This window comes from Pseudomonas sp. S34 (assembly GCF_009866745.1).
Lineage (GTDB): Bacteria > Pseudomonadota > Gammaproteobacteria > Pseudomonadales > Pseudomonadaceae > Aquipseudomonas > Aquipseudomonas jessenii.
Genome location: NZ_CP019398.1, coordinates 1901792 through 1928721, shown reverse-complemented (window position 1 = coordinate 1928721; position 26930 = coordinate 1901792). Strand labels below are relative to the sequence as shown.

The following is a 26930-nucleotide window of genomic DNA, read 5'->3' as shown; positions in this document are numbered from 1 at the left end:
CAGCACAGCTATCAACGAGCCGTAATTTTCCAGGCGCGATGGATCTTGGCGTTGCGGGCAAAATCCGGGTCGATGGTCTGGGCGGTGATCTCCTCGACTGCATAACGCTCGCCGAGATTGGCTTCCAGTTCAAACTTGCGGAAGTTGTTGGAGAAGTACAACACGCCGCCGGGCGCCAGTCGCGCCATGGCCAGGTCGATCAGTTGCACCTGGTCGCGCTGCACGTCGAAGACACCTTCCATGCGCTTGGAGTTGGAGAACGTCGGCGGGTCGATGAAGATCATGTCGTACTCGTCACGACTGGCTTCGAGCCACGCCATCACATCACCCTGCTCCAGGCGGTTCTTGTCGGAGAAACCGTTCAACGACAGGTTGCGACGCGCCCAGTCCAGATAGGTTTTCGACAGGTCGACACTGGTGGTGCTGCGCGCGCCGCCCTTGGCCGCATGCACACTGGCCGTCGCGGTGTAGCAGAACAGATTGAGGAAGCGCTTGCCGGCCGCCTCTTTCTGGATACGCATGCGCATCGGCCGGTGGTCGAGGAACAGACCGGTGTCGAGGTAGTCGGTGAGGTTCACCAGCAGCTTCACGCCACCCTCATTGACCTCGACGAACTTGCCCTGTGCCGCCTGGCGCTCGTACTGCTTGGTGCCGCTCTGGCGCTCGCGGCGCTTGACCACCACACGGCTCTTGTCGATGTTCAACGCCTGCGGGATGGCTGCCAGGGCATCGAACATGCGGGCCGAAGCCTTTTCCGGATCGATTGATTTCGGCGCGACGTACTCCTGGACATGTACCCAATCGTGATACAGGTCGATGGCCATGGAGTATTCCGGCATGTCGGCATCGTACACGCGGTAGCAGTCGATGCCTTCACGCTTGACCCACTTGCCCAGGGCCTTGAGGTTCTTTTGCAGGCGGTTGGCGAACATCTGCCCGCCTTCGCTCAGGCGCGGCTGCTCGACCACTGGAGCCGGTGCCGGCGCCGGTTTGATCGGGTTGCCGTTTTTGTTGAACTTGCGTTCCTGCGGTTCGTTCGGCGCCTGATCGTAGGCGGCTTGCTCGCGCTCGACCTGGCGCTGCTCCGGAGTACGACGCTCGCCGGTGACGAATTGATCCGGCAACACCTTGATCAGCAACAGCTTGCACGGCAAGGCGCCGTTCCAGAACGAATACTGCTTGTGGCTGCGGATGCCCATGCGCTTGCCCAGGTCCGGGGCGCCGGTGAACACCGCGGCTTCCCAGTTGAGGCAAGCCTGACGCAGACGTTCGCCAAGGTTCTGGTAGAGGTAGAGCAGGCTCGCCTCGTCGCCCAGACGCTCGCCGTATGGTGGGTTGCAGATCACCAGGCCTTTCTGGTTCTGGTCCGGACGCGGCTCGAAGGTCGCGACTTCGCCCTGGTAGATCTTGATCCACTCACTGAGGCCGGCACGTTCGACGTTGTTGCGGCCCGGTTGAATCAGGCGCGGGTCGGCTTCGTAACCGCGAATCCACAGCGGCGGCTTGGCCAGGCCGGCGGCGGCGCGTTCGGTGGCTTCTTCGTGGAGTTTTTTCCACAGCGCCGGTACGTGACCGAGCCAGGCGGTGAAGCCCCACTGCTCGCGACGCAGGTTCGGCGCCATGTCGGCGGCGATCATGGCGGCTTCCACCAGGAACGTGCCGACGCCGCACATCGGGTCGGCCAGAGCGCCACCTTCGGCCGCGATACGGGGCCAGCCGGAACGGATCAGGATGGCGGCCGCGAGGTTTTCCTTGAGCGGCGCCGCACCTTGCTGCAAGCGATAGCCGCGCTGGTGCAGGCTGTGACCGGACAGGTCAAGAGACAGAATGGCTTCGCCACGATCCAGGCGCAGGTGAATGCGCAGGTCCGGGTTGAGCTTGTCGATGGACGGACGGTCGCCTTGCGGGGTGCGCAGTTTGTCGACGATGGCGTCCTTGACCTTCAGCGCGCCGAAGTGGGTGTTGTCGATACCTGAGCCATGGCCGCTGAATTCGACGGCCAGGGTGCCGTCATTGAGCATGTGGTCTTGCCACTCGATGTCCAGCACGCCGTGGTACAGGTCTTCGGCGTCCTTCATTTGGAAACGCTTGAGCACCAGCAGCACGCGGTTGGCCAGGCGCGACCACAGGCACAGGCGATAAGCGGTTTCCATGGTGGCCATGCCGCGTACGGCAGAGGTGTGCTCCCGCGCTTCCTCAAGGCCAAGCCCGACGGCTTCCTCGATGAGCAGGCCTTCAAGGCCTTTTGGGCAAGTGAGGAAGAGTTCGAAACGATCGGACATGGGAATTCCAGAACCTTTAGCTAAGTGACCGGGCAACGCATTGCCGGTCCGGTTTTCAATCAGGCGCTTTTCTCGAAGAGCGCCCGCGTGGCACGAAGGTGTGCCGTTCCACCCCTGCTGCTCGGGTTAAATGAGCTTAGATGCAAGGACAGATAAAAAAGTTGATGCAACAAAATGTCATAAGTCGACCCTTCGTCGAATAGTGCTTCCCGGCAACGGGAGCCATTCTCACTAAAGGATTAAGCCCATCATCCAGCGCAGAGCCGATCATACCGGGGTTTGGCCAATAAATACGCTACAAACGCTCTGTTACTTATGGCGTTAGCACATGAACGGTTACGTCCTTATGACAAAACGATCATTCCCTCGATGTGACGCATTGGTTAGAACTCAATACAGGTTGGCGCCGCAATGACGCCAACACCTTGGCTCGTCACGCCGGCAACGAGCCCCCAACGGCAGAGTTTTTCTGCCAGACCTCAATAGAGGTCGACGCGATAAATACAGTCAACAAGTGAGGGCAACACCCTATGAGAAGACTTAAGCGTGATCCGTTGGAAAGAGCATTTTTGCGCGGATATCAATATGGCGTTGGTGGTAAATCCCGTGAGCTTTGCCCATTTACTCTACCGTCGGTACGTCAAGCCTGGATTAACGGCTGGCGAGAAGGACGCGGCGACAACTGGGACGGTATGACCGGCACTGCGGGAATCCACAGACTCAACGAACTTCACGCCGTCGGCTAATTACAGGGCAGAACACTCCGACACGACAATCTGATTTGTACTGAATTAACCATGCACGTCCCATCCGGACGGCGGGCTCCGGCCCAGGGGCTCCTTTAAAGGGGCCCTTTTTTATGCCTGCTCATTGACCCGGAACAATCCCCCTGTAGGAGCGAGCCTGCTCGCGATGAACCCGAGAACACCGCGTGTATCCAGAAAGTACGCGTTATCGTTATCGACCATCGCGAGCAGGCTCGCTCCTACAAGGGATCAGCGCAGGGCTGCGATGGCGTCTACCGACTCACGAATCAGCGCCGGGCCTTTGTAGATGAAGCCCGAGTAGATCTGCACCAGGCTCGCGCCCGCGGTGATTTTCTCCGCTGCATGCTTGCCTTCGGTAATACCGCCGGCAGCGATGATCGGCAGCCGACCACCCAGCTCCGATGCCAGCACTTTCACGGTGTGGGTGCTCTTGTCGCGAACCGGCGCGCCGGACAGACCACCGGCTTCTTCGCCGTGCTCCATGCCTTCGACGCCTACACGGCTCAGGGTGGTGTTAGTCGCAATGACCGCATCCATCCCGGTTTCGATCAGCGCTTGCGCAACTTGTGCGGTTTCTTCGTCGCTCATGTCCGGCGCGATCTTGATCGCCAGCGGTACATGTTTGCCATGACGCAAGGCCAGTTCCGCGCGGCGCTCGGCCAGATCGGCCAGCAACTGCTTGAGCGAGTCACCGAATTGCAGGCTGCGCAGGCCCGGCGTGTTCGGCGAGCTGACGTTGACCGTCACATAGCTGGCGTGGGCGTAGACCTTGTCCAGGCAGATCAGGTAGTCGTCCACGGCACGCTCGACCGGCGTATCGAAGTTCTTGCCGATGTTGATGCCCAGCACGCCCTTGTACTTGGCCGCCGCCACGCGGGCCAGCAGGTGATCGACGCCGAGGTTGTTGAACCCCATGCGATTGATGATCGCCTCGGCTTCCGGCAGACGGAACAGGCGAGGCTTCGGGTTGCCCGGCTGCGGACGCGGCGTGATGGTGCCGATTTCGACAAAACCGAAACCCAGTTGGGCGAAACCATCGATGGCCGCCCCGTTCTTGTCCAGGCCGGCGGCCAGCCCCACCGGATTCGGGAAGTCCAGGCCCATGACATTCACCGGCGTCTTCGCCGGGGCCTTGCACAGCAAGCCGTTGAGCCCAAGACGCCCGCCCGCGCCGATCAGGTCCAGGGACAGATCGTGGGAGGTTTCCGGGGAGAGTTTGAACAACAGCTGACGGGCCAGGGTGTACATGGGCGGATTTGACTCGATTGGCGGCGAATTGAGGCGGCGATTATAGCCGGGCAACGGGGTGGCAAGCGAGGCGCGTGATCAAATCAACGGATAATGGCATATGCCTTGCACCACTCTGGGCACCAGCACCCATGCCAACGACCGAATGTGTGCAAAGACAATGGCGTCGTCCCCGGCCTGCTCATGCAAGAACTCGGGACGACGTTTTTTTTGCAAGGTGAACACGCGATGAACGAACCATCAGCCGGCCCTCTGGCCTGGGTCAATGGCAGCGATGCCCCGGAAAAAACCGAAATCAATCTCGGCTTCATGGCTCTGAGCGACTGCGCCTCGGTGGTTGTCGCCGCCACCCAGGGCTTCGCCCAACCCCATGGCTTGACCCTGAACCTCAAGCGTCAGTCGTCCTGGGCCAACCTGCGGGACAAACTGGTCAGCGGCGAACTCGATGCCGCCCACAGCCTCTACGGTCTGGTTTACGCCGTTCACCTGGGCATCGGTGGCGTGGCCGCGACCGACATGGCCGTGCTGATGGGCCTGAATCAGAACGGCCAGAGCATCAACCTGTCCCGTGGTTTGCAAGCGCTTGGAGTGACCAGTCCTGAAGCACTGGAACGGCACGTGCACCAAACTCGCTCAAAATTCACCTTCGCCCAGACGTTTCCAACCGGCACCCACGCCATGTGGTTGTATTACTGGCTCGCCAGCCAGGGCATTCACCCGCTGCTGGATGTCGACAGCGTGGTGGTGCCGCCGCCGCAAATGGTCGCGCACCTGCGGGCCGGGCGTATCGACGGGCTCTGCGTCGGCGAACCCTGGTCCGCCAGCGCCGTGCAACAGGACCTCGGCTTCACCTTGGCGACGACCCAGACCATCTGGCCCGATCATCCGGAAAAGGTCCTGGGCTGCACCCGCGCCTTCGTCGAGCAATACCCCAACACTGCCCGCGCGTTGGTGATGGCGATTCTGGAGGCCAGTCGCTTCATCGAAGAAAGCAGCGAAAATCGTCGCAGCACCGCGCAATTGCTCAGTGCAGCGCAATACCTCGATGCGCCGCTGGAGTGCATCGAGCCGCGCCTGCTGGGCGACTATGTCGATGGTCTGGGCAATCGCTGGCAAGACCCACACGCCCTGCGCTTCCATGGTGAAGGCGAGGTCAATCTGCCGTACCTGTCCGATGGCATGTGGTTCATGACCCAGTTCCGTCGCTGGGGTTTGTTGCGCGACGACCCGGATTACCTCGCCGTGGCCCGTCAAGTCCAGCAACTAGACTTGTATCGTGAAGCGGCCAGCGCTGTAGGTGTCGCGGCACGGGGCAAGGAGATGCGCAGCAGTCAGTTGATCGACGGCAAGACCTGGGACGGTTCGGACCCGGCCGGTTATGCCCGCAGTTTCAAACTGCACGCCATGAGCGACAGCTCGCACCGATCCGCCAGCCGCTGACAGGAGACCATGAACATGCTGCGTATCCTGCTGATCAATGACACCGCTAAAAAAGTCGGGCGCCTGAAGGCCGCCCTGATCGAGGCCGGATTCGAAGTGATCGATGAATCCGGCCTGACCATCGACCTGCCCGAACGCGTCGAAACGGTGCGTCCGGATGTGATTCTGATCGATACCGAGTCACCGGGCCGCGATGTCATGGAACAAGTGGTGCTGGTGACTCGCGACCAGCCACGACCGATTGTGATGTTCACGGACGAACACGACCCCGATGTGATGCGACAGGCGATCAAGTCCGGTGTCAGCGCCTACATCGTCGAAGGCATTCACGCACAACGCCTGCAGCCGATTCTCGATGTGGCCATGGCACGCTTCGAAAGCGATCAGGCCTTGCGTGCCCAACTGCATGCCCGCGACCAGCAATTGGCCGAGCGCAAGCGCATTGAACTGGCCAAGGGACTGCTGATGAAAATGAAGGACTGCAACGAGGAAGAGGCCTACACACTGATGCGCCGCCAGGCGATGAGCCGCCAGCAGAAGCTGATTCAAGTGGCGGAGCAGATTATTGCCATGAGCGAGTTGCTCGGCTGAAGTTCCGTGGCGAATGTTCTATCGCCTTCGCGAGCAAGCCCGCTCCCACAAGGGCGCTACGCCGAACACGAATCACCTGTGGGAGCGGGCTTGCTCGCGAATGGCGGCAACTCGATTTCGAGTGTTGGCACAGATCTCGCTAAGTAATCACCACAGGTAACCAACGGCGGTTGCCCCACCTACGACAAAGACGTCGCTCACCTCATTTGCCCTTGGCGGATCGGGTAGCGGCGTTTTTTCGTTTTGGCCCCACAGCACGGGGCCGGTGGTGCGGCCGTATCGGCGCCCCACCTGCAAGCTCATGACTCCTTTCGAGACTCTTCACAGCTGAGGTGCGCAATGAATTCAAGCTTCTGGAAATCCGGCCATACACCCACATTGTTCGCAGCCTTCCTCTATTTCGACCTGAGCTTCATGGTCTGGTACCTGCTCGGTCCTTTGGCAGTACAGATCGCCGCCGACCTGCACCTGACGACGCAGCAACGAGGGCTGGTGGTCGCCACGCCGATTCTGGCCGGGGCGGTGTTGCGCTTCGTGATGGGGATGCTGGCTGATCGCCTGTCGCCCAAAACCGCCGGCCTGATCGGTCAGGTCATCGTGATCTGCGCGCTGTTCGGCGCCTGGAAACTCGGAATCCACAGCTACGAGCAGGCGTTGCTGCTGGGCCTGTTCCTCGGCATGGCCGGCGCTTCGTTCGCCGTCGCCCTGCCCCTGGCCTCGCAGTGGTATCCACCGCAGCATCAAGGCAAGGCCATGGGCATCGCCGGCGCGGGGAACTCGGGCACGGTGCTCGCCGCATTGATCGCCCCGGTGCTGGCGGCGGCGGTTGGCTGGAGCAACGTGTTCGGTTTCGCCCTGATTCCGCTGATTCTGACCCTGATCGTCTTCGCCTGGCTGGCCCGCAATGCCCCCGAGCGGCCAAAAGCCAAATCCATGGCCGACTACTTCAAGGCCTTGGGCGATCGTGACAGCTGGTGGTTCATGTTTTTCTACAGCGTGACATTCGGCGGCTTCATCGGTCTGGCCAGTGCCCTGCCCGGTTATTTCAACGACCAGTACGGCTTGAGCCCGGTGACTGCCGGCTACTACACCGCTGCCTGCGTGTTCGGCGGCAGCCTGATGCGCCCCTTGGGTGGCGCGCTGGCTGACCGGTTCGGCGGCATTCGGACTCTGCTGGCGATGTACACCGTCGCGGCGATCTGCATTGCCGTGGTCGGCTTCAATCTGCCGAGTTCCTACGCCGCACTGGCACTTTTCGTCTGCACCATGCTCGGTCTGGGCGCAGGCAATGGCGCGGTATTCCAATTGGTGCCCCAGCGTTTTCGCCGGGAAATCGGCGTGATGACCGGCCTGATCGGCATGGCCGGCGGTATCGGTGGCTTTGCCCTCGCGGCCGGCATGGGCGCGATCAAGCAAAGCACCGGCAGCTATCAACTGGCGCTGTGGTTGTTCGCCAGCCTCGGCGTTCTGGCCTGGTTCGGTCTGCACGGCGTAAAACGTCGCTGGAGAACCACCTGGGGTTCGGCCGCCGTGACGGCTGCGCGGGTCTGACGCCCCGATGAGCCTGCAACTGAGTTTCGCCGAAGCCAGCGCCATCGGTCCTCGCGAGGAAAACCAGGATGCCCTGCGCCTGGTCACGCCGGCTCCGGCGCTGGCCGCGAGCAAGGGTTATCTGTTCGCGATTGCCGACGGTGTCAGCCAATGCGTCGATGGCGGTCTGGCTGCCCGTTCGACGCTGCAGGCCCTGGCGCTGGATTACTACGCCACGCCGGAAACCTGGAGCGTCGCACAGGCACTCGATCGCCTGCTGCTGGCGCAGAACCGCTGGTTGCAGGCCAATGGCGGCGGACAACCGCTGCTGACCACCCTCAGTGCTCTGGTCCTGCGCGGCCGGCGTTTTACCCTGGCTCATGTCGGCGATTGTCGGGTGTATCGCTGGCACGCCGACCAATTGCAGCGAATCAGCGAGGATCACGTCTGGGACCAGCCGGGCATGCAGCATGTGCTGAAACGGGCGCTGGGGCTCGATCAACACCTGGTGCTGGATTTTCTCGACGGTGAGTTGCGCCCCGATGAGAGCTTCGTCCTGCTCAGCGACGGCGTCTGGGCCGTCCTGGGCGATACCGCCATTGCCGCGATCCTGCGCGATCAACCGGACTTGCACAGCGCTGCGAACACCCTGGTCAATGCTGCGCACCTGGCGGGCAGCCAGGACAACGCCAGCGCCATGCTGGTGCGGGTCGATGCCCTCGGTGAAGCGAGCATTGGCGATGCGTTGATGCACTTACAGCAATGGCCACTGCCGCCTGCCCTGAAACCGGGTCAGGCGTTCGAGGGCTGGCAGGTCGAGGGGATCGTCGCACAGAGCCAGCAATCGCTGCTTTATCGCGTTCGCGACAGCCAGCAACAACCCTGGCTGTTGAAAACCCTGCCCGGTCGCCTGCACGACGATCACCAGGCCGGGCAAGCGTTACTGTCGGAAGAATGGTTTCTCAAACGCGTGGCCGGTCGACATTTTCCTGAAGTCCACTCCGCCAGTCAGCGTCAGCATTTGTACTACGTGATGCGTGAATATTCGGGCGTTACCCTGGCCCAACGACATGAGCAAGGCGGGCCGCTGCCGCTGCCCCAGTGGCAAGACATCGCCGAACGCTTGCTGCGAGCGGTCGGTCTGTTGCATCGACGGCAGATCCTGCATCGCGATATCAAACCGGAAAACCTGCTGCTGGGGGACGATGGTGAGTTGCGCCTGCTGGATTTCGGCCTCGCCTACTGCCCCGGGCTTTCGCAAGATCTGCCCTGGGCGCTGCCGGGTACACCCAGTTACATCGCACCCGAAGCCTTTCGCGGCGAAGTACCGACGCCACAGCAGGACTTGTACGCCGTCGGAGTAACCCTGTATTTCCTGCTCACCGGGCATTACCCCTATGGCGAAATCGAAGCCTTCCAGCGCCCGAGGTTTGGCCTCCCGGTCAACGCCAGCCGCTACCGGCCCGATCTGCCGGACTGGATCGCCCATAGCCTGGAGCGCGCCGTGGCGGCGGCCCCCGACCAGCGTTTCGAAACAGCGGAAGAATGGCTGCTGCTGATCGAACAGGGCGAGCGCCACAGCTTGAGCGTGCGCCCCAGGCCCTTGCTGGAGCGCGAACCGCTGAAAGTCTGGCGAACATTGGCGCTGGTATCGTTGCTGCTCAATCTGGTGCTGTTGATGGTTGCGCTCCATTAGCGGGCAAAGCGCCTTGAATCGGTGCACTCCCTCACGGTTCTGCCCTTGTGAACGGGGAAAATGCCAACAAACACGGGATTTGAGCGACTTGGCATAACCACTGCATTACCTCTTTCAACAGACATACAGCGCAGGCTTCAACGACGAAGGTTGCACTTCCCGAGAGAACGGGACCAGGACAAAGGCGTCCTCGCTAGGCAACTAGCGGGACGCCTTTTTTTGTTTGCGCAAAATTTGTCGAGCATGGCCTGCCACTGATGAGGCACGCCCGAGCTCCCCGGAGAACCTGATGAAAAAACTAAAACTGGTGATGATCGGCAACGGCATGGCCGGGGTCCGGACCCTGGAAGAGCTGCTCAAGCTGAGCACGGAGCTGTACGACATCACGGTCTTCGGTGCCGAACCGCACACCAACTACAACCGCATCCTGCTGTCGCCGGTGCTGGCGGGCGAACAGACCTTCGAAGAAATCGTGCTCAACGACCTGGACTGGTACCTGGAAAACAACATCAAACTGCTGCTCAACCGCAAGGTGGTGGAGATCGACCGGGTCAAGCGCCGGGTCATTGCCGAAGACGGCAGCGAAGCCGAATACGATCGCCTGCTGATCGCCACCGGCTCGACGCCTTTCATCCTGCCCATTCCCGGCAACACCCTTGACGGCGTGATCGGCTACCGCGACATCGCCGACACCCAGGCCATGATCGACACCGCGAAAACCCACAGGCACGCCGTAGTGATCGGCGGCGGCCTGCTCGGCCTGGAGGCCGCCAACGGCCTGATGCTGCGGGGCATGCACGTCACCGTGGTGCATATCGGCGAGTGGTTGCTGGAGCGGCAACTGGACAAGACCAGCGGCCAGTTGCTGCAAACCGCGCTGGAATCTCGCGGCCTGCACTTTCGCCTGTGCGAGCAGACCCAGGCCTTGCACGACGCTGGCAACGGCCGGGTCGGTTCGGTGCAATTCAAGAACGGCGACATCATTCCCGCTGACTTGGTAGTGATGGCCGCCGGCATTCGCCCCAATACCGAACTGGCGGAGAAATCCGGCATTCCGTGCAGCCGCGGGATTCTGGTCAACGACACAATGCAAACTTACGACCCACGGATCTATGCCATCGGCGAGTGTGCCAGCCACCGCGGTATCGCCTATGGTTTGGTGGCGCCGCTGTTCGAACAGGCCAAAGTCTGCGCCAACCACCTGGCCCAACTGGGTTTTGCCACCTACAAGGGTTCGGTGACCTCGACCAAATTGAAGGTTACCGGTATCGACCTGTTTTCCGCCGGCGACTTCATGGGTGGCGAAGGCACCGAGACCATTACCCTCTCGGACCCGATTGGCGGGGTCTACAAGAAACTGGTGATCAAGGATGACGTGCTGGTGGGCGCCTGCCTGTACGGCGATACGGCAGACGGCGGCTGGTATTTCAGGCAGATCCGTGAGAATCACGCCATCAGTGAGATCCGCGATCACTTGATGTTTGGTGAAAATGCACTGGGCGACGTAGGACATCAAGGCCAGGACAAAGCCATGAGCATGGCCGACACCGCCGAAGTCTGCGGCTGCAACGGTGTGTGCAAAGGCACCATCGTCAAGGCGATCCAGGAGCACGGGCTGTTCAGTGTCGACGACGTCAAGAAACACACCAAGGCTGCCAGCTCCTGCGGCTCGTGCGCGGGTTTGGTGGAGCAGATCCTGATCAACACCGTGGGCGGCGCCGCCGACGTCAAGCCGAAAAGCGAAAAGGCCATCTGCGGCTGCAGCGATCTCAACCACGGGCAGATCCGCCAGGCCATCCGCGAGCAGCACCTGCTGACCATCGCCGGCACCATGAGCTACCTGAACTGGCGCACACCCAACGGCTGCGCCACCTGCCGCCCGGCGCTCAACTACTACCTGATTTCCACCTGGCCTGGGGAAGCCAAGGACGATCCGCAATCGCGCCTGATCAATGAACGCGCCCACGCCAATATTCAGAAAGACGGCACCTACTCTGTAGTCCCGCGGATGTGGGGCGGTGTGACCAATCCTTCAGAGCTGCGGCGCATTGCCGACGTCGCCGACAAGTACAACGTACCGATGGTCAAGGTCACCGGTGGCCAGCGCATTGACTTGCTGGGTATTCGCAAGCAAGACCTGCCGGGGGTGTGGAAAGACCTGGACATGCCGTCCGGCCACGCCTACGGCAAATCCATCCGCACAGTGAAAACCTGCGTCGGCAGCGAGTTCTGCCGCTTTGGCACCCAGAATTCCACACAACTTGGCATTGAACTGGAACATGACCTGTTCAACATGTGGTCGCCACACAAGGTGAAGCTGGCTGTCTCCGGTTGCCCACGCAACTGCTCGGAAGCCGGTATCAAGGATGTGGGAATTATCGGTGTGGACTCCGGCTGGGAGATGTACATCGGTGGCAACGGCGGGATCAAGACCGAAGTCGCGGAATTCTTCGTCAAACTGAAAACCGCCGAAGAAGTGCGCGAATACAACGGTGCATTCCTGCAGCTCTATCGCGAAGAAGCCTTCTACCTCGAGCGCACCGTGCACTACCTGCAACGGGTCGGCATGGAACACATCAAGAAAGCCGTGCTGGAAGATCCGGAGCGTCGCAAGGCGCTCAACGATCGACTGCAATTCTCCCTGTCGTTCGAACAGGACCCGTGGAAGGAACGCCTGGAACAGCCCCAGCTGAAAAAAGAATTCGACGTCATCCCCGTGAAAAACCTGGAGGTGCTGGCATGAACTGGCTGGATATCTGTGCACTGGAAGAGATCAATGCCCTGGGCTCGCGGATCATCGCCGGGCCAAAGGGAGACATCGCGATTTTCCGTACCAGCGACGACGAAGTGTTCGCCCTCGACGACCGCTGCCCGCACAAGGGCGGCCCGTTGTCCCAAGGTCTGGTCTACGGCAAGCGTGTGGCCTGCCCGCTGCACAACTGGCAAATCGACCTGGAAAGCGGCGAAGCCCTGGCCCCGGACATCGGCTGTGCCCATCACCATCTCGCCCGGGTGGAAAATGGCCGGGTGATGCTGGCCCTGCGGGATGCAGGCTGATGGACCGCCAGATCACTGCGTCCACCTGCTGTTACTGCGGGGTCGGCTGCGGGGTGCTGATCGAGCACGACGGTTCACGCATCCTCGGCGTCAGCGGCGACCCGGCGCACCCGGCCAATTTCGGCAAACTGTGCAGCAAGGGTTCGACCCTGCACCTGACCGGCGACTTGACGGCGCGGGCGTTGTACCCCGAACTGCGCCTCGGTAAAAGCCTGGCCCGCCACCGCACCGATTGGGATACCGCCCTCGATCACGCCACCAGCGTGTTTGCCGCGACCATTGCCGAACATGGCCCGGACAGCGTGGCGTTCTACATTTCCGGGCAACTGTTGACCGAGGACTACTACGCCTTCAACAAGCTGGCGCGTGCCCTGGTAGGCACCAACAACATCGACAGCAATTCGCGCCTGTGCATGTCCTCGGCGGTGGTCGGCTACAAGCGCAGCCTGGGTGCCGACGCCCCGCCCTGCAGCTACGAAGACCTGGAGCTGAGCGATTGCGTGATGATCGTCGGCAGCAACATGGCCTACGCCCACCCGGTGCTGTTTCGCCGCCTGGAAGCAGCCAAATCCCGCCGGCCGCAGATGAAGGTCATCGTGATTGACCCACGTCGCACAGATACCTGCGATCTGGCTGATCTGCACCTGGCGATCTTGCCGGGCACCGATGTCGCCTTGTTCCATGGGATTTTGCATCTGCTGCTATGGGAAGACTGGATAGATCGTGACTTCATCAGGGACCACACCGAAGGCCTGGCCGAGCTGAAAAACCTGGTGCGTGACTACACGCCGCAAATGGTTTCACAGCTCTGCGGTATCAGCCTCGGGCAATTGCAGCAATGTGCCGAGTGGATCGGCACATCACCGAGCTTTCTGTCGCTGTGGTGCATGGGGCTTAACCAGTCCACCGCCGGCAGCGCGAAAAACAGTGCATTGATCAATCTGCACCTGGCCACCGGGCAGATCGGTCGTCCCGGCGCCGGACCTTTCTCCCTCACCGGTCAGCCAAATGCCATGGGTGGACGGGAAACCGGCAGTTTGTCCAACTTGCTGCCCGGTCACCGTGACGCCGCCAATGCACAACACCGTGCGCAAGTGGCGTCCTACTGGGGCGTCGAGCAACTGCCGGAAAGCCCCGGGCTCACTGCGATCGAATTGTTCGAGCAAGTGCGCAACGGCAAGATCAAGGCGTTGTGGATCGCCTGCACCAACCCCGCGCAATCCATGCCGGACCAGACGGCCGTGCGCGCAGCTCTGCAAGCCTGCCCGTTCGTGGTGTTGCAGGAAGCCTTCAGCACCACTGAAACCGCGAAGTTCGCCGACCTTCTGCTGCCCGCCGCCAGTTGGGGGGAAAAGGAAGGTTGCGTGACCAACTCAGAGCGGCGCATTTCCCACGTACGCCAGGCAATCGTCGCACCGGGTGAGGCGCGGCCAGACTGGGCAATCACCGTAGATTTCGCACAACGCCTGGAAAAACACCTGCGTCCCGGCCAAGCCAGCCTGTTTGAATTTGATAATTCAGCTCAGGTCTTTGACGAATACAAACAACTGACTCAAGGTCGCGACCTGGATCTGTCCGGTATCAGCCATGCACTGATCGATCGTCTCGGCCCGCAGCAGTGGCCCTTCCCTGCGGGTGCCGTTGAAGGCACGGCCCGGCTGTACGTCGACGGGGTATTTGCCACTGCCAATGGGCGCGCGCAGTTCGTGGCCGATCCATACCGTGCCGCCAAAGAGCAACGCGATGCACGCTTTCCGCTGACCCTGATCACCGGCCGGCTGCGCGATCAATGGCACGGCATGAGCCGCACCGGCACCGCTGCGCAGCTGTTCGGTCATGTCAGCGAAGCGGAGTTGAGCCTGCACCCGGACGAACTGCGCCGCCATCGCCTGCAGCCGGGGGATCTGGTCAGCCTGAAAAGCAGGCGCGGCGCAATCGTCGTCGCGGTTGCCAGCGATGACAGCGTGCGTCCGGGCCAGGCCTTTTTGCCGATGCATTGGGGCGACCGTTTTCTCAAGGGTGGGGTGAACAGTCTCACTCTGCCCGCATTCGATCCGTTGTCGAAACAGCCCGAACTTAAACACAGCGGCGTTCGCCTGGATCCGGTGGATTTGCCCTGGAAACTATTCGCACTGATCGAGGGCGATGTTCAACGGCATTTTGAAACGCTACGACCGCTCTGTGAGGTGTTTTCCTACGTCAGTCTCAGTCTGGTTGGCCGTGAGCGCCCTGCCCTGCTTGTACGAGCTGCCAATACTTCAGCACCTTCGGCAGAGTTGCTAAGCGAAATCGATAAAAACCTGGCGCTCGATGACGGCCCGGTACTGGCTTACGACGACCCTCGACGGGCCATAGGCAAGCGCGTGCGGATCGAAAATGGCCGGATCACTGCCATTCGACTGGCCGGTGAAACCCTTGCCCAGCACTGGTTGCAGGGGCTGTGGCTCGAAGGTCGCGCGGACCAGCAACTGCGGCGCTGGCTGCTTGCGCCGCTGAGCGCACCACCGGGCAATCTCGACACGTCCTTCAACTCGAACAAGATCCTGTGCAATTGCAAGAACGTCGGCCAGAACGCGATCTGCGCCGGCATCAGCCGTGGCTTGGACTTGCAGGGGCTCAAGCAAGAACTGGGTTGCGGCACGCAATGCGGGTCCTGCGTTCCGGAAATCAAACGCCTGCTGGCTGCCACGGCGCAGCCAGTCACCGTCTTCTCGTGAGGAAAACACTATGAGTGCAAAAGTCTGGCTGGTAGGTGCGGGCCCGGGTGATCCGGAGTTGCTCACGTTGAAGGCGGTACGTGCCTTGCGCGAGGCAGATGTGGTGCTGATCGATGACTTGGTCAATGTCGCGGTACTCGAGCATTGCCCTGGGGCGCGGATCATTCCGGTGGGCAAGCGTGGCGGCTGCCGCTCTACCCCGCAAGCGTTCATCCATCGCCTGATGCTTCGTTATGCCCGGCAGGGTAAATGCGTAGCGCGGCTCAAAGGCGGCGATCCATGCATTTTCGGCCGCGGTGGTGAAGAGGCGCAGTGGCTGCGTGAGCGTGGGGTCGAAGCCGAGTTGGTCAACGGCATCACTGCCGGGCTGGCGGGGGCAACGCAATGCGATATTCCGCTGACTTTGCGCGGTGTAGCCCGTGGTGTCACGCTGGTCACCGCACACACCCAGGACGACAGCCAATTGAACTGGCAGGCACTGGCCCAAGGCGGAACGACGTTGGTGGTTTACATGGGAGTGGCCAAGCTCGGTGAAATCCGTGAGCAGCTATTGGCCGGCGGCATGGCAACGGATACGCCCGTGGCCATGATTGAAAATGCCTCCTTGCCCCATCAACGGGAATGTCGGAGCACTCTCACAAACATGGATGAAGCAGCCTACAGATTCCAGCTGAAAAGCCCTGCCATACTGGTGATCGGTGCAGTGGCAGCCTGTGCAACTCAATCGCTGTGGGAGCGTGAATTGCCTGTGATGGCGGCAGATCAGTCAGCGTAGTTTCAACTATTTCACCAAATTGCAGACAAAGAAAAGCCCGGCCTGAGCCGGGCTTTTCAGAGCTGCGAGCTAATTACTTAGCTTGAGCTTCAACCTGCGCTTCTACGCGACGGTTAACTGCACGACCAGCGTCAGTTTTGTTGTCAGCAACTGGGCGGGATTCGCCGTAGCCAACAGACTGAACGCGGGACGATTCAACACCGTACTGGTTGGTCAGAACTTGTTTAACGGCGTTTGCACGACGCTCGGACAGTTTCTGGTTGTAAGCGTCAGGACCGACGGAGTCAGTGTGACCTTCAACAGTAGTGCTGGTGGATGGGTACTGCTTCATGAAGTCAGCCAGGTTCTTGATGTCGCCGTAGCTGTTTGGCTTGACTACCGACTTGTCGAAGTCGAACTTCACGTCCAGCTCAACACGAACAACTTCAGCAACTGCCGGGCAGCCGTCAGCGTCAACAGTTACGTTGGCTGGGGTGTCTGGGCACTTGTCAACGTTGTCGCAAACGCCATCGTTGTCGCTGTCAGAGCAAACTTCCGGAGCTGGAACTGGAGCAGCAGCTGGCTTGCTGCCGCCGCCGAAGTTCACACCGATACCGACGCTAGGAGCCCACTCGGTGTTGCCCTGGTCGATGTTGTACTGAGCTTCAACGCCAGCACGGGCGTAGAAGTTGTCGGTGAAGTACAGCTTGGCACCGCCGCCAACGTTGGCGAAGGTGGAACGGTTACGACCGTTCGAGCCGTTCTGGTCGATGCTCTGGTCGGAGAAACCGCCCGAGACGTAAGGACGCAGCATGTCGCCTGGGTTGTTGAAGTGGTACAGAGCGTCCAGAGCGGTGTTCGCGCCCTTAACGTTCTTGCCGTCGTTTGCACGGGCGTTGTGCACTTCGTCGTAGGCCAGACGCAGTTCAACGTCGTCTGTCAGGAAGTAACCGATAGAACCACCCGGCAGGATGCCGTCGTTCTTGAAGTTACGGTCGCTATCGAAATATTGCTTCTTTGCGTAGCCTTCGATTTCAACTGCGCCTTGGCCCTGTGCCAGAGCGCCGATGGAAGTGGCGGCAATAAGAGAACCAATGGCCAAGCCCAAGGTGTTTTTCAGTTTCATCCGTTAAATCCCCATCTGGTGATTGTGAAGCAGTCCCGCAAACCGGGGGACAACTCGGCGGCAAGTCTAACAGAACTTGCCTACACGTAAGAGATATTTGCGCTGAACTAAGTTTCAGCAATGCCTGCAAATTTCTCACGCAATTTATCTAGAGCGCGTTTGTACCGCATTTTTGTTGCGCTCAAACCCATATGCATGATGTCTGCGATTTCCTGAAACTCCAGCTCTGCGACAAATCGTAGCACCAGAATTTCACGATCAATCGGGTTCACATACACCAACCAGCGATCAAGTCCGCCTTTTTCCTCAGGTTTCGGCGTCTTTTCTTCAGACGCTTCCTCGAGGGGGTCAAGACTCAATGCGTCCATCAAGCGACGCTTTCGCCGTTCCTTCCGATACTGTGTGATGCACTCGTTGTACGTGATGCTATATAGCCATGTCTTGAACTTCGATTTACCTTCGAAGTTCTTCAGGCCATACAGCACCTTCAACATGACCTCCTGACAGACATCGTCTGCGTCGCGATCGTTCCCTAGATATCGTGCGCACACGTTAAATAATGTTCGCTGGTAACGCCGCATCAGTTCTTCATAGGCGCGTGTTACGTGAAACAGCTCGGTATGCGAGCGCGCGACCAACTCCTCATCAGAGAGCTCGCGGGGGTCGTAGCGCATGGATAACGATTGGGCTTTATTCAAAACAAGTCGGGCCGACAGTCAGGTCAATGTCCGCCGCAGCCAGCGTGAGCAGGCATTTTGCGGCGGCATACATTAGCAGGGTTTGCCGGGTTAGCGGCTACTCACATGCTGCTCAAGGAGGATCCGATTGGAAAGAGAGACTAGCTCACCCTCATCGGTCAGCAATGTGGTTTTAACCGTGCCGATCTCTTCGATCTGGCCTTCGACCTCGCCAACACGCACTTGTTGCCCAACCTGGTACAGCTCACGCACGTAGATTCCCGCAAGAATCTGGCCGGCAATTTCCCGGCTTCCCAACCCCATGGCCAGCGCTACTGCCAGACCAACGGTTATCAACACAATCACGATCACATGGTTCAGCAGGTCGGTCTTGACCTCCAACTGGCTGATCGCAACCGAAATACTGATGATGATCACCAGGCCCTGGGCAATCCGCCCAAGCCCTGAAGCATAGTCCAGCCCCACGCCTTCTGCCGCTCCGCGCACCAGCCCGTTGGCCAGTTGCGCCAGCAAGACACCGACCAGCAACACCAGCGCCGCGCCGAACACCTTCGGCAAATACAACGCAAGCATGTCCAGCGTAGCTGAAACTCGCTCAAGGCCAAGGGATTCTGCGGCAGAAACCAGAAAAATCAGCAGAACGAACCAATAGACGATTTTGCCGATCAGCGTCGAAATAGGAACTTGCAACCCTGCACGGGACAGCAATTTGGTCAGGCCGGTGCCACCCATCAAGCGATCAAGGCCCAGTTTGGCGAGCAACTTCGAGAGCAAGGTGTCCAGCAGTTTGGCCACGACAAAACCCAACAGCAGCACAACCAGTGCGCCGAACAGGTTCGGAATGAAGTTCGCAACCTTGGTCCACAACGCAGTCATTGCAGTGACGAGGCTCTGAGTCCAGAGATCAAGTTCCATATTCAATCAGCCTTATCAGCAGTGCGAGCAGTAGGTTTACGAAGACGGGATACCGGCGCGACATGGGCCGATCCGTTATTCAGGGCGATCATCAGTGCGGGCAACCAGCGCCCCAGCAGGCTGAACAGATCACCGGCGCCGACCTGGCGGTTGGCGGTTTTCAGCACACGCCCCAGGCACGCATCGTCGTCCCGGGTGGACGGTGAGGCGTTGAGCATGTCGCGTAAAGACTGTTCAAACGGATCGTGCATACGCACCTCTCGTGATGTCTGTGGGAGACGCGGTCAGTTTTGGTCGGGTCACATGGTTTCCCTCAGACCCAGCGTAAACGTCGGAACAACCACCACTGCCCGAGCGCCACCGAGACCATCATCAGGCAAGCGATCAGAAAGCCGTAAGGGCTGGCAGAGAATGGAATTCCACCGACGTTGATCCCCAAAAGCCCGGCCAGAAAACTCATCGGCAAAAAGATCCCGGTGATGATCCCGAAGCGATACATCGTGCGGTTCATGCGCACGCTCAAGCGACGGTCTTCAGCCTCCAGGACCAGCCCCACCCGCTCCCGGGTCAATTCCAGCTCTTCGAGGTAGCGGGTCAGGCTGTTGTTCAATTCGTTCCAGTAATCGCCGTCATCCTCGACGAACCAGGGCAACTTGATTCGCGTCAACTGCCCGAAAATGTCCCGCTGCGGAGCCAGAAAGCGCTTCAACGCAGCCGCCCGGCGACGAATCTGCAAAACCGCCCCGTGCTCAGGAGTATACCGTTCGTCGGTATCCAGCTTTTCTTCTTCCTCATCGACCACTTCCGAGAGACAGCTGACCAGATCCTGCACCTTGTTGGTGAGGTACTGCGCCATGCAAAGGATGAGTTCGGAGGCAGTTTTCGGCCCCTTGCCCTCGGACAGTTGCACCAGCAACTCGTCAGTGGCACGCAAAGGACGCAAACGCAGGGAAATGACACGCTGGGCAGAGCCGAAAATCCGCACCGACACCATGTCTTCCGGTTCGGCGCCAGGGTTCAGATTGACCCCGCGCAAAAATAGCAGCAGTTCGCTGTCCGAAAGCTGCAAAAGTCGCGGACGGGTGTTTTCTTCGAGTAACAGGTCACAGCTGAATTCGCTCAGACCGCTGGATTTGCGCAACCAGGTCCGGGTTTGCGGATGACTGCGATCCCAGTGCAGCCACAGGCTTTCATGGGCCTGCAGCTGCAAGTCATCGAGTTCAGTCCGGGCAATCGAACGCGCACCGCCTTTACCGTCCAGCACCAGGGCATGCACCAGCCCCCATTGCGCGTTTTCTTCCTCGAACATCCGCACTCCTTTGGTCAACCGGCGCTTTATTCAGGCATTTTCAGCGGGCTGGGCGAGATGATCACGCCGTTGTTGTCCGCATAAATGTATTCGCCTGGACGGAACGTCACGCCGGCAAACGTCACCACAACGTTGAGATCGCCGAGCCCGCGCCTGTCGGATTTCCTCGGGTGGCTGGCGAGGGCCTGAACGCCCAGATCGGTCTGCGCGATGATATCGACGTCGCGGATGCAACCGTAGATCACCAGCCCTTCCCAACCGTTTTTCGCGGCTTTCTCGGCCAGCATGTCACCGAGCAACGCATGCCGCAGGGAACCGCCACCGTCTACCACCAGCACTTTGCCATTCCCCTTGAGCTCGACCTGCTCCTTGACCCGCGAGTTGTCTTCAAAGCATTTGATGGTCACGATTTCGCCGCCGAAGGAATCACGGCCGCCGAAATTGCTGAACATCGGTTCCAGCACCTGCACCAGCTCCGGATAGGCGTCGCACAGGTCAGGCGTGATGTAATGGTTCATCGAGAAACTCCTGTAAGAGGAAGACAATCGAGGATGTCGGAAAGTGACCAGAACAGCTCAATGCGTCATATCTTAGCCGCAAGCCGACCGGAGCGAAATGCCCTTGTCAGAGCGTCAGGCTCGGACTGCCGCGACCAAATCCTGTTGCGCTCCCGGCAAAGGTGTCTGCTGATCGGCCAACCAGCGCGTCACCAAAGGCCAGACTTCAGCCTGGGCTGCCTTGCTGACGAGCATTTCCACGTGACCGAAATTGTCGCCGAAGCCCTGCTCGCGCCCCAGGTTGATGAATTGCTTGTGCTCGGAACCGAACTGCTCGAACAGCTTGCGACACGCCCACGCAGGATCCTGATGATCACCCGCAGCGCTCACGGCAAGCACCGGTAACTTGACCTCGGCCAAACCCGCCCACCAGTTTTTATCGGCATCGCCAAAGCGCCCGAACAGACCGTACCAGCGCATGCCTTCCAGGGCCAGGCCGATGGGCTCGTCCTCCGGACCGCGCTTGAGCCTTGAGCCGGACAACTGGGCAAAACGTTTGAGAATGAAGCGACCGCTCCACTCTACCGGCGGAATCTTCAATGGCCAGTAGGTGCGACTGACTTGTGTACCGAAAAACGCCGCCGAGGCCACGACGGGCTCACCGATGTACTCGCCACCCAGCGCTGCGGCCAGTGTAATACCGCCCAGTGAGTGACCGATCCAGTGTGGCACCTGCCCGCTCTGTTCGCGCACGAACGCGCCAATGGCCGGCAGGTCATAGCGTGCGTAATCGGCAACACGGTTCTTGCGGTAGTCGTGGTTACGCTGGGACAGGCCGTGACCGCGCATTTCCGGAATCCAGACATCGAACCCCAGACGGGCCAGGTAAGCGCCCAACCCCAGGCCTTTGGGAGAAAACCAGAACCGGCGATTGGAAAAGCTGCCGTGCAGCAGGATCACCGGCACGCCACGGGAGGACGACTCATCGGCCATGCCAAGGCGTGTCACAGCCAATTCGACGGTGAAGTCGGGACTGTTACCGGGTTTCAAACGATACACATCTTCGCTCAGATCACCGCGCCGTTCGGCACTGATCAGGGCGACAGGAAATAGGTTGCTGCTGCTTTGCATAATCTCTTGCACAAAAAAGGGCGGCATCCAGATGGAGCCCGCCCTGCTTGAATCTCATAAAGACCGCTCCCTGTAGGAGCGAGCCCTGCTCGCGAAGAACTCGGGACACCACGTTTATCCAGGATAAACGCGTTATCGTTGACGTCCATCGCGAGCAAGCTCGCTCCCACAGAAAGGGGCGGCCCGTTTACACCGGATCAGGCCGAAGCTTGACCTTCCGCCAGGAAGAACCAGGTTTCCAGTACGGAGTCAGGGTTCAACGAAACGCTTTCAATGCCCTGCTCCATCAGCCACTTGGCCAGGTCCGGGTGGTCCGAAGGACCCTGACCGCAGATACCGATGTATTTGCCGGCCTTGTTGCACGCGGCAATCGCATTGGCCAGCAGCTTCTTGACCGCCGGATTACGCTCGTCGAACAGGTGGGCGATGATGCCGGAGTCACGGTCCAGGCCCAGGGTCAGCTGGGTCAGGTCGTTGGAGCCGATGGAGAAACCGTCGAAGAACTCGAGGAACTCTTCAGCCAGGATGGCGTTGGACGGCAGTTCGCACATCATGATCACGCGCAGGCCGTTCTGGCCACGAGCCAGACCATTTTCCGCCAGCAGATCCACCACCTGGCTCGCTTCGCCCAGGGTACGGACGAACGGCACCATGATTTCGACGTTGGTCAGGCCCATTTCGTTGCGCACGCGCTTGAGGGCACGGCATTCGAGTTCGAAGCAGTCGCGGAACGATTCGCTGATGTAACGCGAGGCACCGCGGAAGCCCAACATCGGGTTCTCTTCTTCCGGCTCGTACAGCTTGCCGCCGATCAGGTTGGCGTATTCGTTGGACTTGAAGTCCGACAGACGCACGATGACCTTTTTCGGCCAGAACGCAGCCGCCAGGGTGCTGATGCCTTCGACCAGTTTCTCGACGTAGAAACCCACCGGATCGTTGTAGCCGGCGATGCGCTTGTCGACGCTTTCCTTGATGTCCAGCGGCAGGCCGTCGTAGTTCAGCAGTGCCTTGGGGTGCACGCCGATCATGCGGTTGATGATGAACTCCAGGCGGGCCAGGCCCACACCGGCGTTCGGCAGCTGTGCGAAGTCAAAGGCGCGGTCCGGGTTACCGACGTTCATCATGATCTTGAACGGCAGCTCAGGCATGGCGTCCACGGAGTTCTTCTTGATGTCGAAGCCCAGTTCGCCTTCGAAGATGAAGCCGGTGTCGCCTTCAGCGCAGGAAACGGTCACGCCCTGGCCATCTTTCAACAGCTGGGTGGCGTTGCCGCAACCTACTACCGCTGGAATACCCAGCTCACGGGCGATGATCGCCGCGTGGCAAGTACGGCCGCCACGGTTGGTGACGATCGCGCTCGCGCGCTTCATGACCGGCTCCCAGTCCGGGTCGGTCATGTCGGAAACCAGTACGTCGCCTGGCTGGACCTTGTCCATCTCGGACACGTCCTTGATGATGCGGACCTTGCCGGCGCCGATGCGCTGGCCAATGGCACGGCCTTCCACCAGCACGGTGCCGGTTTCTTTCAACAGGTAACGTTCCATGACGTTGGCCTGGGTGCGGCTCTTCACTGTTTCCGGACGGGCCTGCACGATGTACAGCTTGCCGTCGTCACCGTCCTTGGCCCACTCGATGTCCATCGGGCACTGGTAGTGCTTCTCGATGATCATCGCCTGCTTGGCCAGTTCGCTGACTTCCGCGTCGGTCAGGCAGAAACGTGCGCGCTCGGCCTTGTCCACGTCGACGGTCTTGACCGAACGACCGGCCTTGGCCTCGTCGCCGTAGATCATCTTGATGGCTTTGCTGCCCAGGTTGCGGCGCAGGATCGCCGGGCGACCCGCGGCCAGCGTGCCTTTGTGAACGTAGAACTCATCCGGGTTCACCGCGCCTTGTACGACGGTTTCACCCAGGCCGTAGGCGCCGGTGATGAACACCACGTCACGGAAGCCCGACTCGGTATCGAGGGTGAACATCACGCCGGCGGTGCCGGTTTCGGAACGGACCATGCGCTGCACGCCAGCAGACAGGGCAACCAGCTTGTGGTCGAAGCCCTGGTGCACGCGATAGGAAATGGCACGGTCGTTGAACAGCGAGGCGAACACCTCTTTGGCGGCGCGAATGACGTTTTCGACACCACGGATGTTCAGGAAGGTTTCCTGCTGGCCGGCAAAGGATGCGTCGGGCAAGTCTTCGGCGGTGGCGGAAGAACGCACGGCCACGGCCACGTCAGGGTTGCCGGCGGACAGCGTGGCGAACGCGGTACGAATTTCGGCATTCAGTTTTTCAGGGAACTCGGCTTCCATGATCCATTGGCGGATCTGGGCACCGGTCTTGGCCAGCGCATTCACGTCATCGACGTCCAGGGCATCGAGCGCATCGTGAATCTGCTGATTCAGGCCGCTCAGTTCCAGGAAATCACGATAAGCCTGAGCGGTCGTGGCGAAGCCGCCGGGCACCGATACACCGGCACCTGCAAGGTTGCTGATCATCTCGCCCAGGGATGCGTTCTTGCCCCCCACATGCTCAACATCGTGTTTGCCGAGCTTATCGAGGGAAACTACGTACTCTACCAAGGTGATCTCTCCACTAACTGTGTTGGAAAAGCTCAGAAACCGGCTGCTTAAGTGAGCATTTGCCGGTTATATGGCCTGGACCTGGAAAATAAGTGAGAATGCGGGCCAATGGCGGCCGGCAAATCGCGCCTATCATATCCAAGATTCGTCACTAGCTTAAGGCCCAAGGTGCAAATGAAACGATCTGCTTTCTTTATCTCCGATGGTACCGGCATTACCGCCGAAACCCTGGGTCAAAGCCTTCTGGCGCAGTTCGAAAACATTACCTTCAGCAAAGTCACGCGGCCGTACATCGACAACGTGGACAAAGCGCGGGCCATGGTACAACAAATCAACAAAGCCGCCGAAACCGACGGCTTCCGTCCGATTATCTTCGACACCATCGTCAATCAGGACATTCGTGAGATTCTCGCAACCTCGAATGGTTTCATGATCGACATTTTCTCGACGTTCCTGGCACCGCTTGAACAGGAACTGACCGAGCATTCTTCCTATACCGTGGGCAAGTCCCACTCCATCGGCGCCAACACCAACTACATGGAGCGTATCGAGGCCGTTAACTTCGCCCTCGACAACGACGACGGCGCCCGCACGCACTATTACGACAAGGCCGACCTGATACTAGTGGGCGTGTCGCGATGTGGTAAGACGCCGACGTGCCTGTACATGGCAATGCAGTTCGGTATCCGTGCAGCCAACTACCCGCTGACCGAAGACGACATGGAGCGCCTGCAACTGCCGTCCGCCCTGCGCGCCCACCAGCACAAGCTGTTCGGCCTGACCATCGACCCGGACCGCCTTACCGCGATACGCAACGAGCGCAAGCCCAACAGCCGCTATTCGAGCTACGCCCAGTGCGAGTTCGAAGTTCGCGAGGTGGAAAACCTGTTCCGCCGCGAGAACATTCCGAACATCAACTCCACGCACTTTTCCGTAGAAGAAATCTCCGCGAAGATTCTCGTGGAGAAAGGTGTGGAGCGGCGTTTCAAATAGATTTGTAGCGCCTGATCTGCCGCCTTCGCGAGCAAGCCCGCTCCCACAGTTGATTTGTGTTCACCGCAGATCTCCTGTGGGAGCGGGCTTGCTCGCGAATGAACGATAACGCGGTCTCCTAGATAACAAACAAATCCACAAACCGGTTTACCGGTGTCGCCTCAAGTTTCTGCTGATCCTTGCACAACGCAAAAATCTCTTCGCTACGCTGACTGGTGAATCGTGTCAGCAAGTTCGCCCTGAACTTGTCCTCCAGCAACGGAATGCCTTCGACCCGACGTCGACGATGCCCAATCGGGTATTCCACCACCACGTTTTCAGTACTCGACCCGTCCTTGAAAAACACCTGCACAGCGTTGGCAATGGAGCGCTTGTCGGACTCCAGATACTCACGGGTGAAACGCGGCTCCTCAACTATCACCATCTTGTCGCGCAACACATCGATGATCGGATGCGCCTTGTGGAAATCATCTTCGTAATACTCGGCAACCAGATTGCCAAAGGCCAGCGGCACGGCAGTCATGTACTGGATGCAGTGATCGCGATCAGCGGCATTGGCCAGCGGGCCGACCTTGGAAATGATGCGAATCGCCGACTCGTGAGTGGTGATGACGATCCGGTCGATTTCGTGCAGACGATTGCGCACTTGCGGATGCAGGGTCACCGCCGCCTCACAGGCCGTTTGCGCATGGAACTCGGCCGGAAAACTGATCTTGAACAACACGTTTTCCATCACATAACTGCCGTACGGTCTCGAGAAACTGAACGCACGCTTGTCTTCAGGCTTGAGCGCCAGATCATTGTTGGTGTGGCTGAACAATACGTCGTAAAACCCCCACTGCCTGGCACTCAATACACCGGGAATACCCATTTCGCCGCGCATCGCCATGTCCGCCAAACGCACGCCACGACTGGACGCATCCCCCGCCGCCCAGGATTTACGCGAACCGGCATTCGGCGCATGCCGATACGTGCGCAATGCCTGACCGTCCGCAAAGGCATGGGACAACGCCGACAACAACTGCTCGCGATTGGCCCCCATCAGCTTGGCGGTGACTGCGGTCGAGGCCACTTTCACCAGAATGACGTGATCGAGGCCGACACGGTTGAACGAGTTTTCCAGGGCAATCACGCCTTGAATCTCATGGGCCATGATCATCGCTTCAAGCACTGTGCGCACGGTCAGCGGCGCCACACCATTAGCCAGGTGCTTTTGTGATAAATGGTCGGCTACCGCGAGAATACCGCCGAGGTTGTCCGACGGATGCCCCCACTCCGCCGCGAGCCAGGTGTCGTTGTAGTCGAGCCAGCGCACGATGCAGCCGATGTCCCACGCCGCCTTCACAGGATCGAGCCGGTAACTGGTCCCCGGCACCCGGGCGCCGAATGGCACGACAGTGCCTTCTACCACTGGCCCCAAATGCTTGGTGCACTCGGGAAAACGCAGGGCCAGCAGGCCGCAACCCAAGGTATCGATCAGACAGTTGCGCGCAGTATCCAGCGCCTCTTTTGACTCGATCTTGTAGTTGAGGACGTAATCGGCAATGTCCTGCAGGACCTTGTCGTAGTCGGGGCGGTTGTTCAGGTCGACGTTGGCACTCATGTT

Annotated in this window: 21 protein-coding genes; 10 read left to right on the top strand and 11 right to left on the bottom strand. The window is 59.8% G+C overall.

Annotation, left to right across the window (positions count from 1 at the left end; translation table 11 throughout):
* Nucleotides 1-11: 11 nt before the first annotated feature.
* On the bottom strand, nucleotides 12-2282 hold the full coding sequence (gene rlmKL / locus PspS34_RS08565) for a bifunctional 23S rRNA (guanine(2069)-N(7))-methyltransferase RlmK/23S rRNA (guanine(2445)-N(2))-methyltransferase RlmL (protein ID WP_057715695.1): 2271 nt from the start codon (nucleotides 2280-2282) through the stop codon (nucleotides 12-14).
* A 530-nt stretch (nucleotides 2283-2812) separates the two neighbouring features.
* Here rlmKL and PspS34_RS08560 point away from each other — a divergent pair.
* On the top strand, nucleotides 2813-3028 hold the full coding sequence (locus PspS34_RS08560) for a ribosome modulation factor (protein WP_003223300.1): 216 nt from the start codon (nucleotides 2813-2815) through the stop codon (nucleotides 3026-3028).
* A 249-nt stretch (nucleotides 3029-3277) separates the two neighbouring features.
* Here PspS34_RS08560 and PspS34_RS08555 read toward each other — a convergent pair whose 3' ends face one another.
* Nucleotides 3278-4297 (bottom strand): quinone-dependent dihydroorotate dehydrogenase, encoded by a 1020-nt coding sequence (locus PspS34_RS08555; RefSeq protein ID WP_090454050.1) that lies wholly within the window; start codon nucleotides 4295-4297, stop codon nucleotides 3278-3280.
* Between the two features lie 228 nt (nucleotides 4298-4525).
* Between PspS34_RS08555 and PspS34_RS08550 the strand changes: the two genes are divergently transcribed.
* The 8 genes from PspS34_RS08550 (at nucleotide 4526) to cobA (ending at nucleotide 16103) form a co-directional block, all read left to right on the top strand.
* Entirely contained in the window at nucleotides 4526-5737 is a 1212-nt protein-coding gene (locus PspS34_RS08550; protein WP_154946553.1) for a CmpA/NrtA family ABC transporter substrate-binding protein, read from the top strand.
* 15 nt (nucleotides 5738-5752) lie between these two features.
* On the top strand, nucleotides 5753-6328 hold the full coding sequence (locus tag PspS34_RS08545) for an ANTAR domain-containing protein (RefSeq protein ID WP_057715697.1): 576 nt from the start codon (nucleotides 5753-5755) through the stop codon (nucleotides 6326-6328).
* A gap of 339 nt (nucleotides 6329-6667) precedes the next feature.
* Entirely contained in the window at nucleotides 6668-7879 is a 1212-nt protein-coding gene (locus PspS34_RS08540; RefSeq protein WP_057715698.1) for a nitrate/nitrite transporter, read from the top strand.
* Between the two features lie 7 nt (nucleotides 7880-7886).
* Entirely contained in the window at nucleotides 7887-9554 is a 1668-nt protein-coding gene (locus tag PspS34_RS08535; protein WP_159389563.1) for a bifunctional protein-serine/threonine kinase/phosphatase, read from the top strand.
* Between the two features lie 289 nt (nucleotides 9555-9843).
* Nucleotides 9844-12297, top strand: a complete 2454-nt coding sequence (nirB, locus tag PspS34_RS08530) for a nitrite reductase large subunit NirB (protein ID WP_159389562.1) — start codon at nucleotides 9844-9846, stop codon at nucleotides 12295-12297.
* Nucleotides 12294-12611: a nitrite reductase small subunit NirD gene (gene nirD / locus PspS34_RS08525; RefSeq protein ID WP_046042889.1), complete on the top strand. Its 318-nt coding sequence runs from the start codon at nucleotides 12294-12296 to the stop codon at nucleotides 12609-12611. Before nirB ends, nirD begins: the two co-directional genes overlap by 4 nt.
* Nucleotides 12611-15328 (top strand): nitrate reductase, encoded by a 2718-nt coding sequence (locus tag PspS34_RS08520; RefSeq protein WP_154860686.1) that lies wholly within the window; start codon nucleotides 12611-12613, stop codon nucleotides 15326-15328. The genes nirD and PspS34_RS08520 overlap by 1 nt, the downstream gene beginning before the upstream one ends.
* Nucleotides 15329-15338: 10 nt before the next feature.
* A complete protein-coding gene (gene cobA, locus PspS34_RS08515) occupies nucleotides 15339-16103 on the top strand; it encodes a uroporphyrinogen-III C-methyltransferase (protein ID WP_154860687.1) in 765 nt (254 codons plus the stop codon).
* Between the two features lie 73 nt (nucleotides 16104-16176).
* Here the strand turns inward: cobA and PspS34_RS08510 are convergent, their stop codons facing one another.
* The 8 genes from PspS34_RS08510 to ppsA form a co-directional block, all read right to left on the bottom strand.
* Nucleotides 16177-17208, bottom strand: coding sequence for an OmpA family protein (locus PspS34_RS08510; protein WP_057715703.1), 1032 nt, complete (start codon nucleotides 17206-17208; stop codon nucleotides 16177-16179).
* Between the two features lie 107 nt (nucleotides 17209-17315).
* Nucleotides 17316-17906 (bottom strand): RNA polymerase sigma factor SigX, encoded by a 591-nt coding sequence (gene sigX / locus PspS34_RS08505; RefSeq protein WP_015096065.1) that lies wholly within the window; start codon nucleotides 17904-17906, stop codon nucleotides 17316-17318.
* 90 nt (nucleotides 17907-17996) lie between these two features.
* Entirely contained in the window at nucleotides 17997-18821 is an 825-nt protein-coding gene (locus PspS34_RS08500; RefSeq protein WP_008048604.1) for a mechanosensitive ion channel domain-containing protein, read from the bottom strand.
* A 2-nt stretch (nucleotides 18822-18823) separates the two neighbouring features.
* A complete protein-coding gene (locus PspS34_RS08495; protein WP_008017601.1) occupies nucleotides 18824-19072 on the bottom strand; it encodes a hypothetical protein in 249 nt (82 codons plus the stop codon).
* Nucleotides 19073-19134: 62 nt separating this feature from the next.
* Entirely contained in the window at nucleotides 19135-20130 is a 996-nt protein-coding gene (locus tag PspS34_RS08490; RefSeq protein WP_150812371.1) for a zinc transporter ZntB, read from the bottom strand.
* Between the two features lie 26 nt (nucleotides 20131-20156).
* Entirely contained in the window at nucleotides 20157-20648 is a 492-nt protein-coding gene (rraA, locus tag PspS34_RS08485) for a ribonuclease E activity regulator RraA (protein WP_008027412.1), read from the bottom strand.
* 114 nt (nucleotides 20649-20762) lie between these two features.
* On the bottom strand, nucleotides 20763-21758 hold the full coding sequence (locus PspS34_RS08480) for an alpha/beta fold hydrolase (protein WP_102668982.1): 996 nt from the start codon (nucleotides 21756-21758) through the stop codon (nucleotides 20763-20765).
* 197 nt (nucleotides 21759-21955) lie between these two features.
* Nucleotides 21956-24331, bottom strand: a complete 2376-nt coding sequence (gene ppsA / locus PspS34_RS08475; RefSeq protein ID WP_090454035.1) for a phosphoenolpyruvate synthase — start codon at nucleotides 24329-24331, stop codon at nucleotides 21956-21958.
* A 174-nt stretch (nucleotides 24332-24505) separates the two neighbouring features.
* On the opposite strand from ppsA, the gene PspS34_RS08470 reads away from it, so the two are divergent.
* Nucleotides 24506-25324 (top strand): pyruvate, water dikinase regulatory protein, encoded by an 819-nt coding sequence (locus tag PspS34_RS08470; RefSeq protein ID WP_008048584.1) that lies wholly within the window; start codon nucleotides 24506-24508, stop codon nucleotides 25322-25324.
* A gap of 118 nt (nucleotides 25325-25442) precedes the next feature.
* On the opposite strand, the gene prpD is transcribed toward PspS34_RS08470, so the two are convergent.
* Entirely contained in the window at nucleotides 25443-26927 is a 1485-nt protein-coding gene (prpD, locus tag PspS34_RS08465) for a 2-methylcitrate dehydratase (RefSeq protein WP_154860688.1), read from the bottom strand.
* Nucleotides 26928-26930 lie beyond the last annotated feature (3 nt).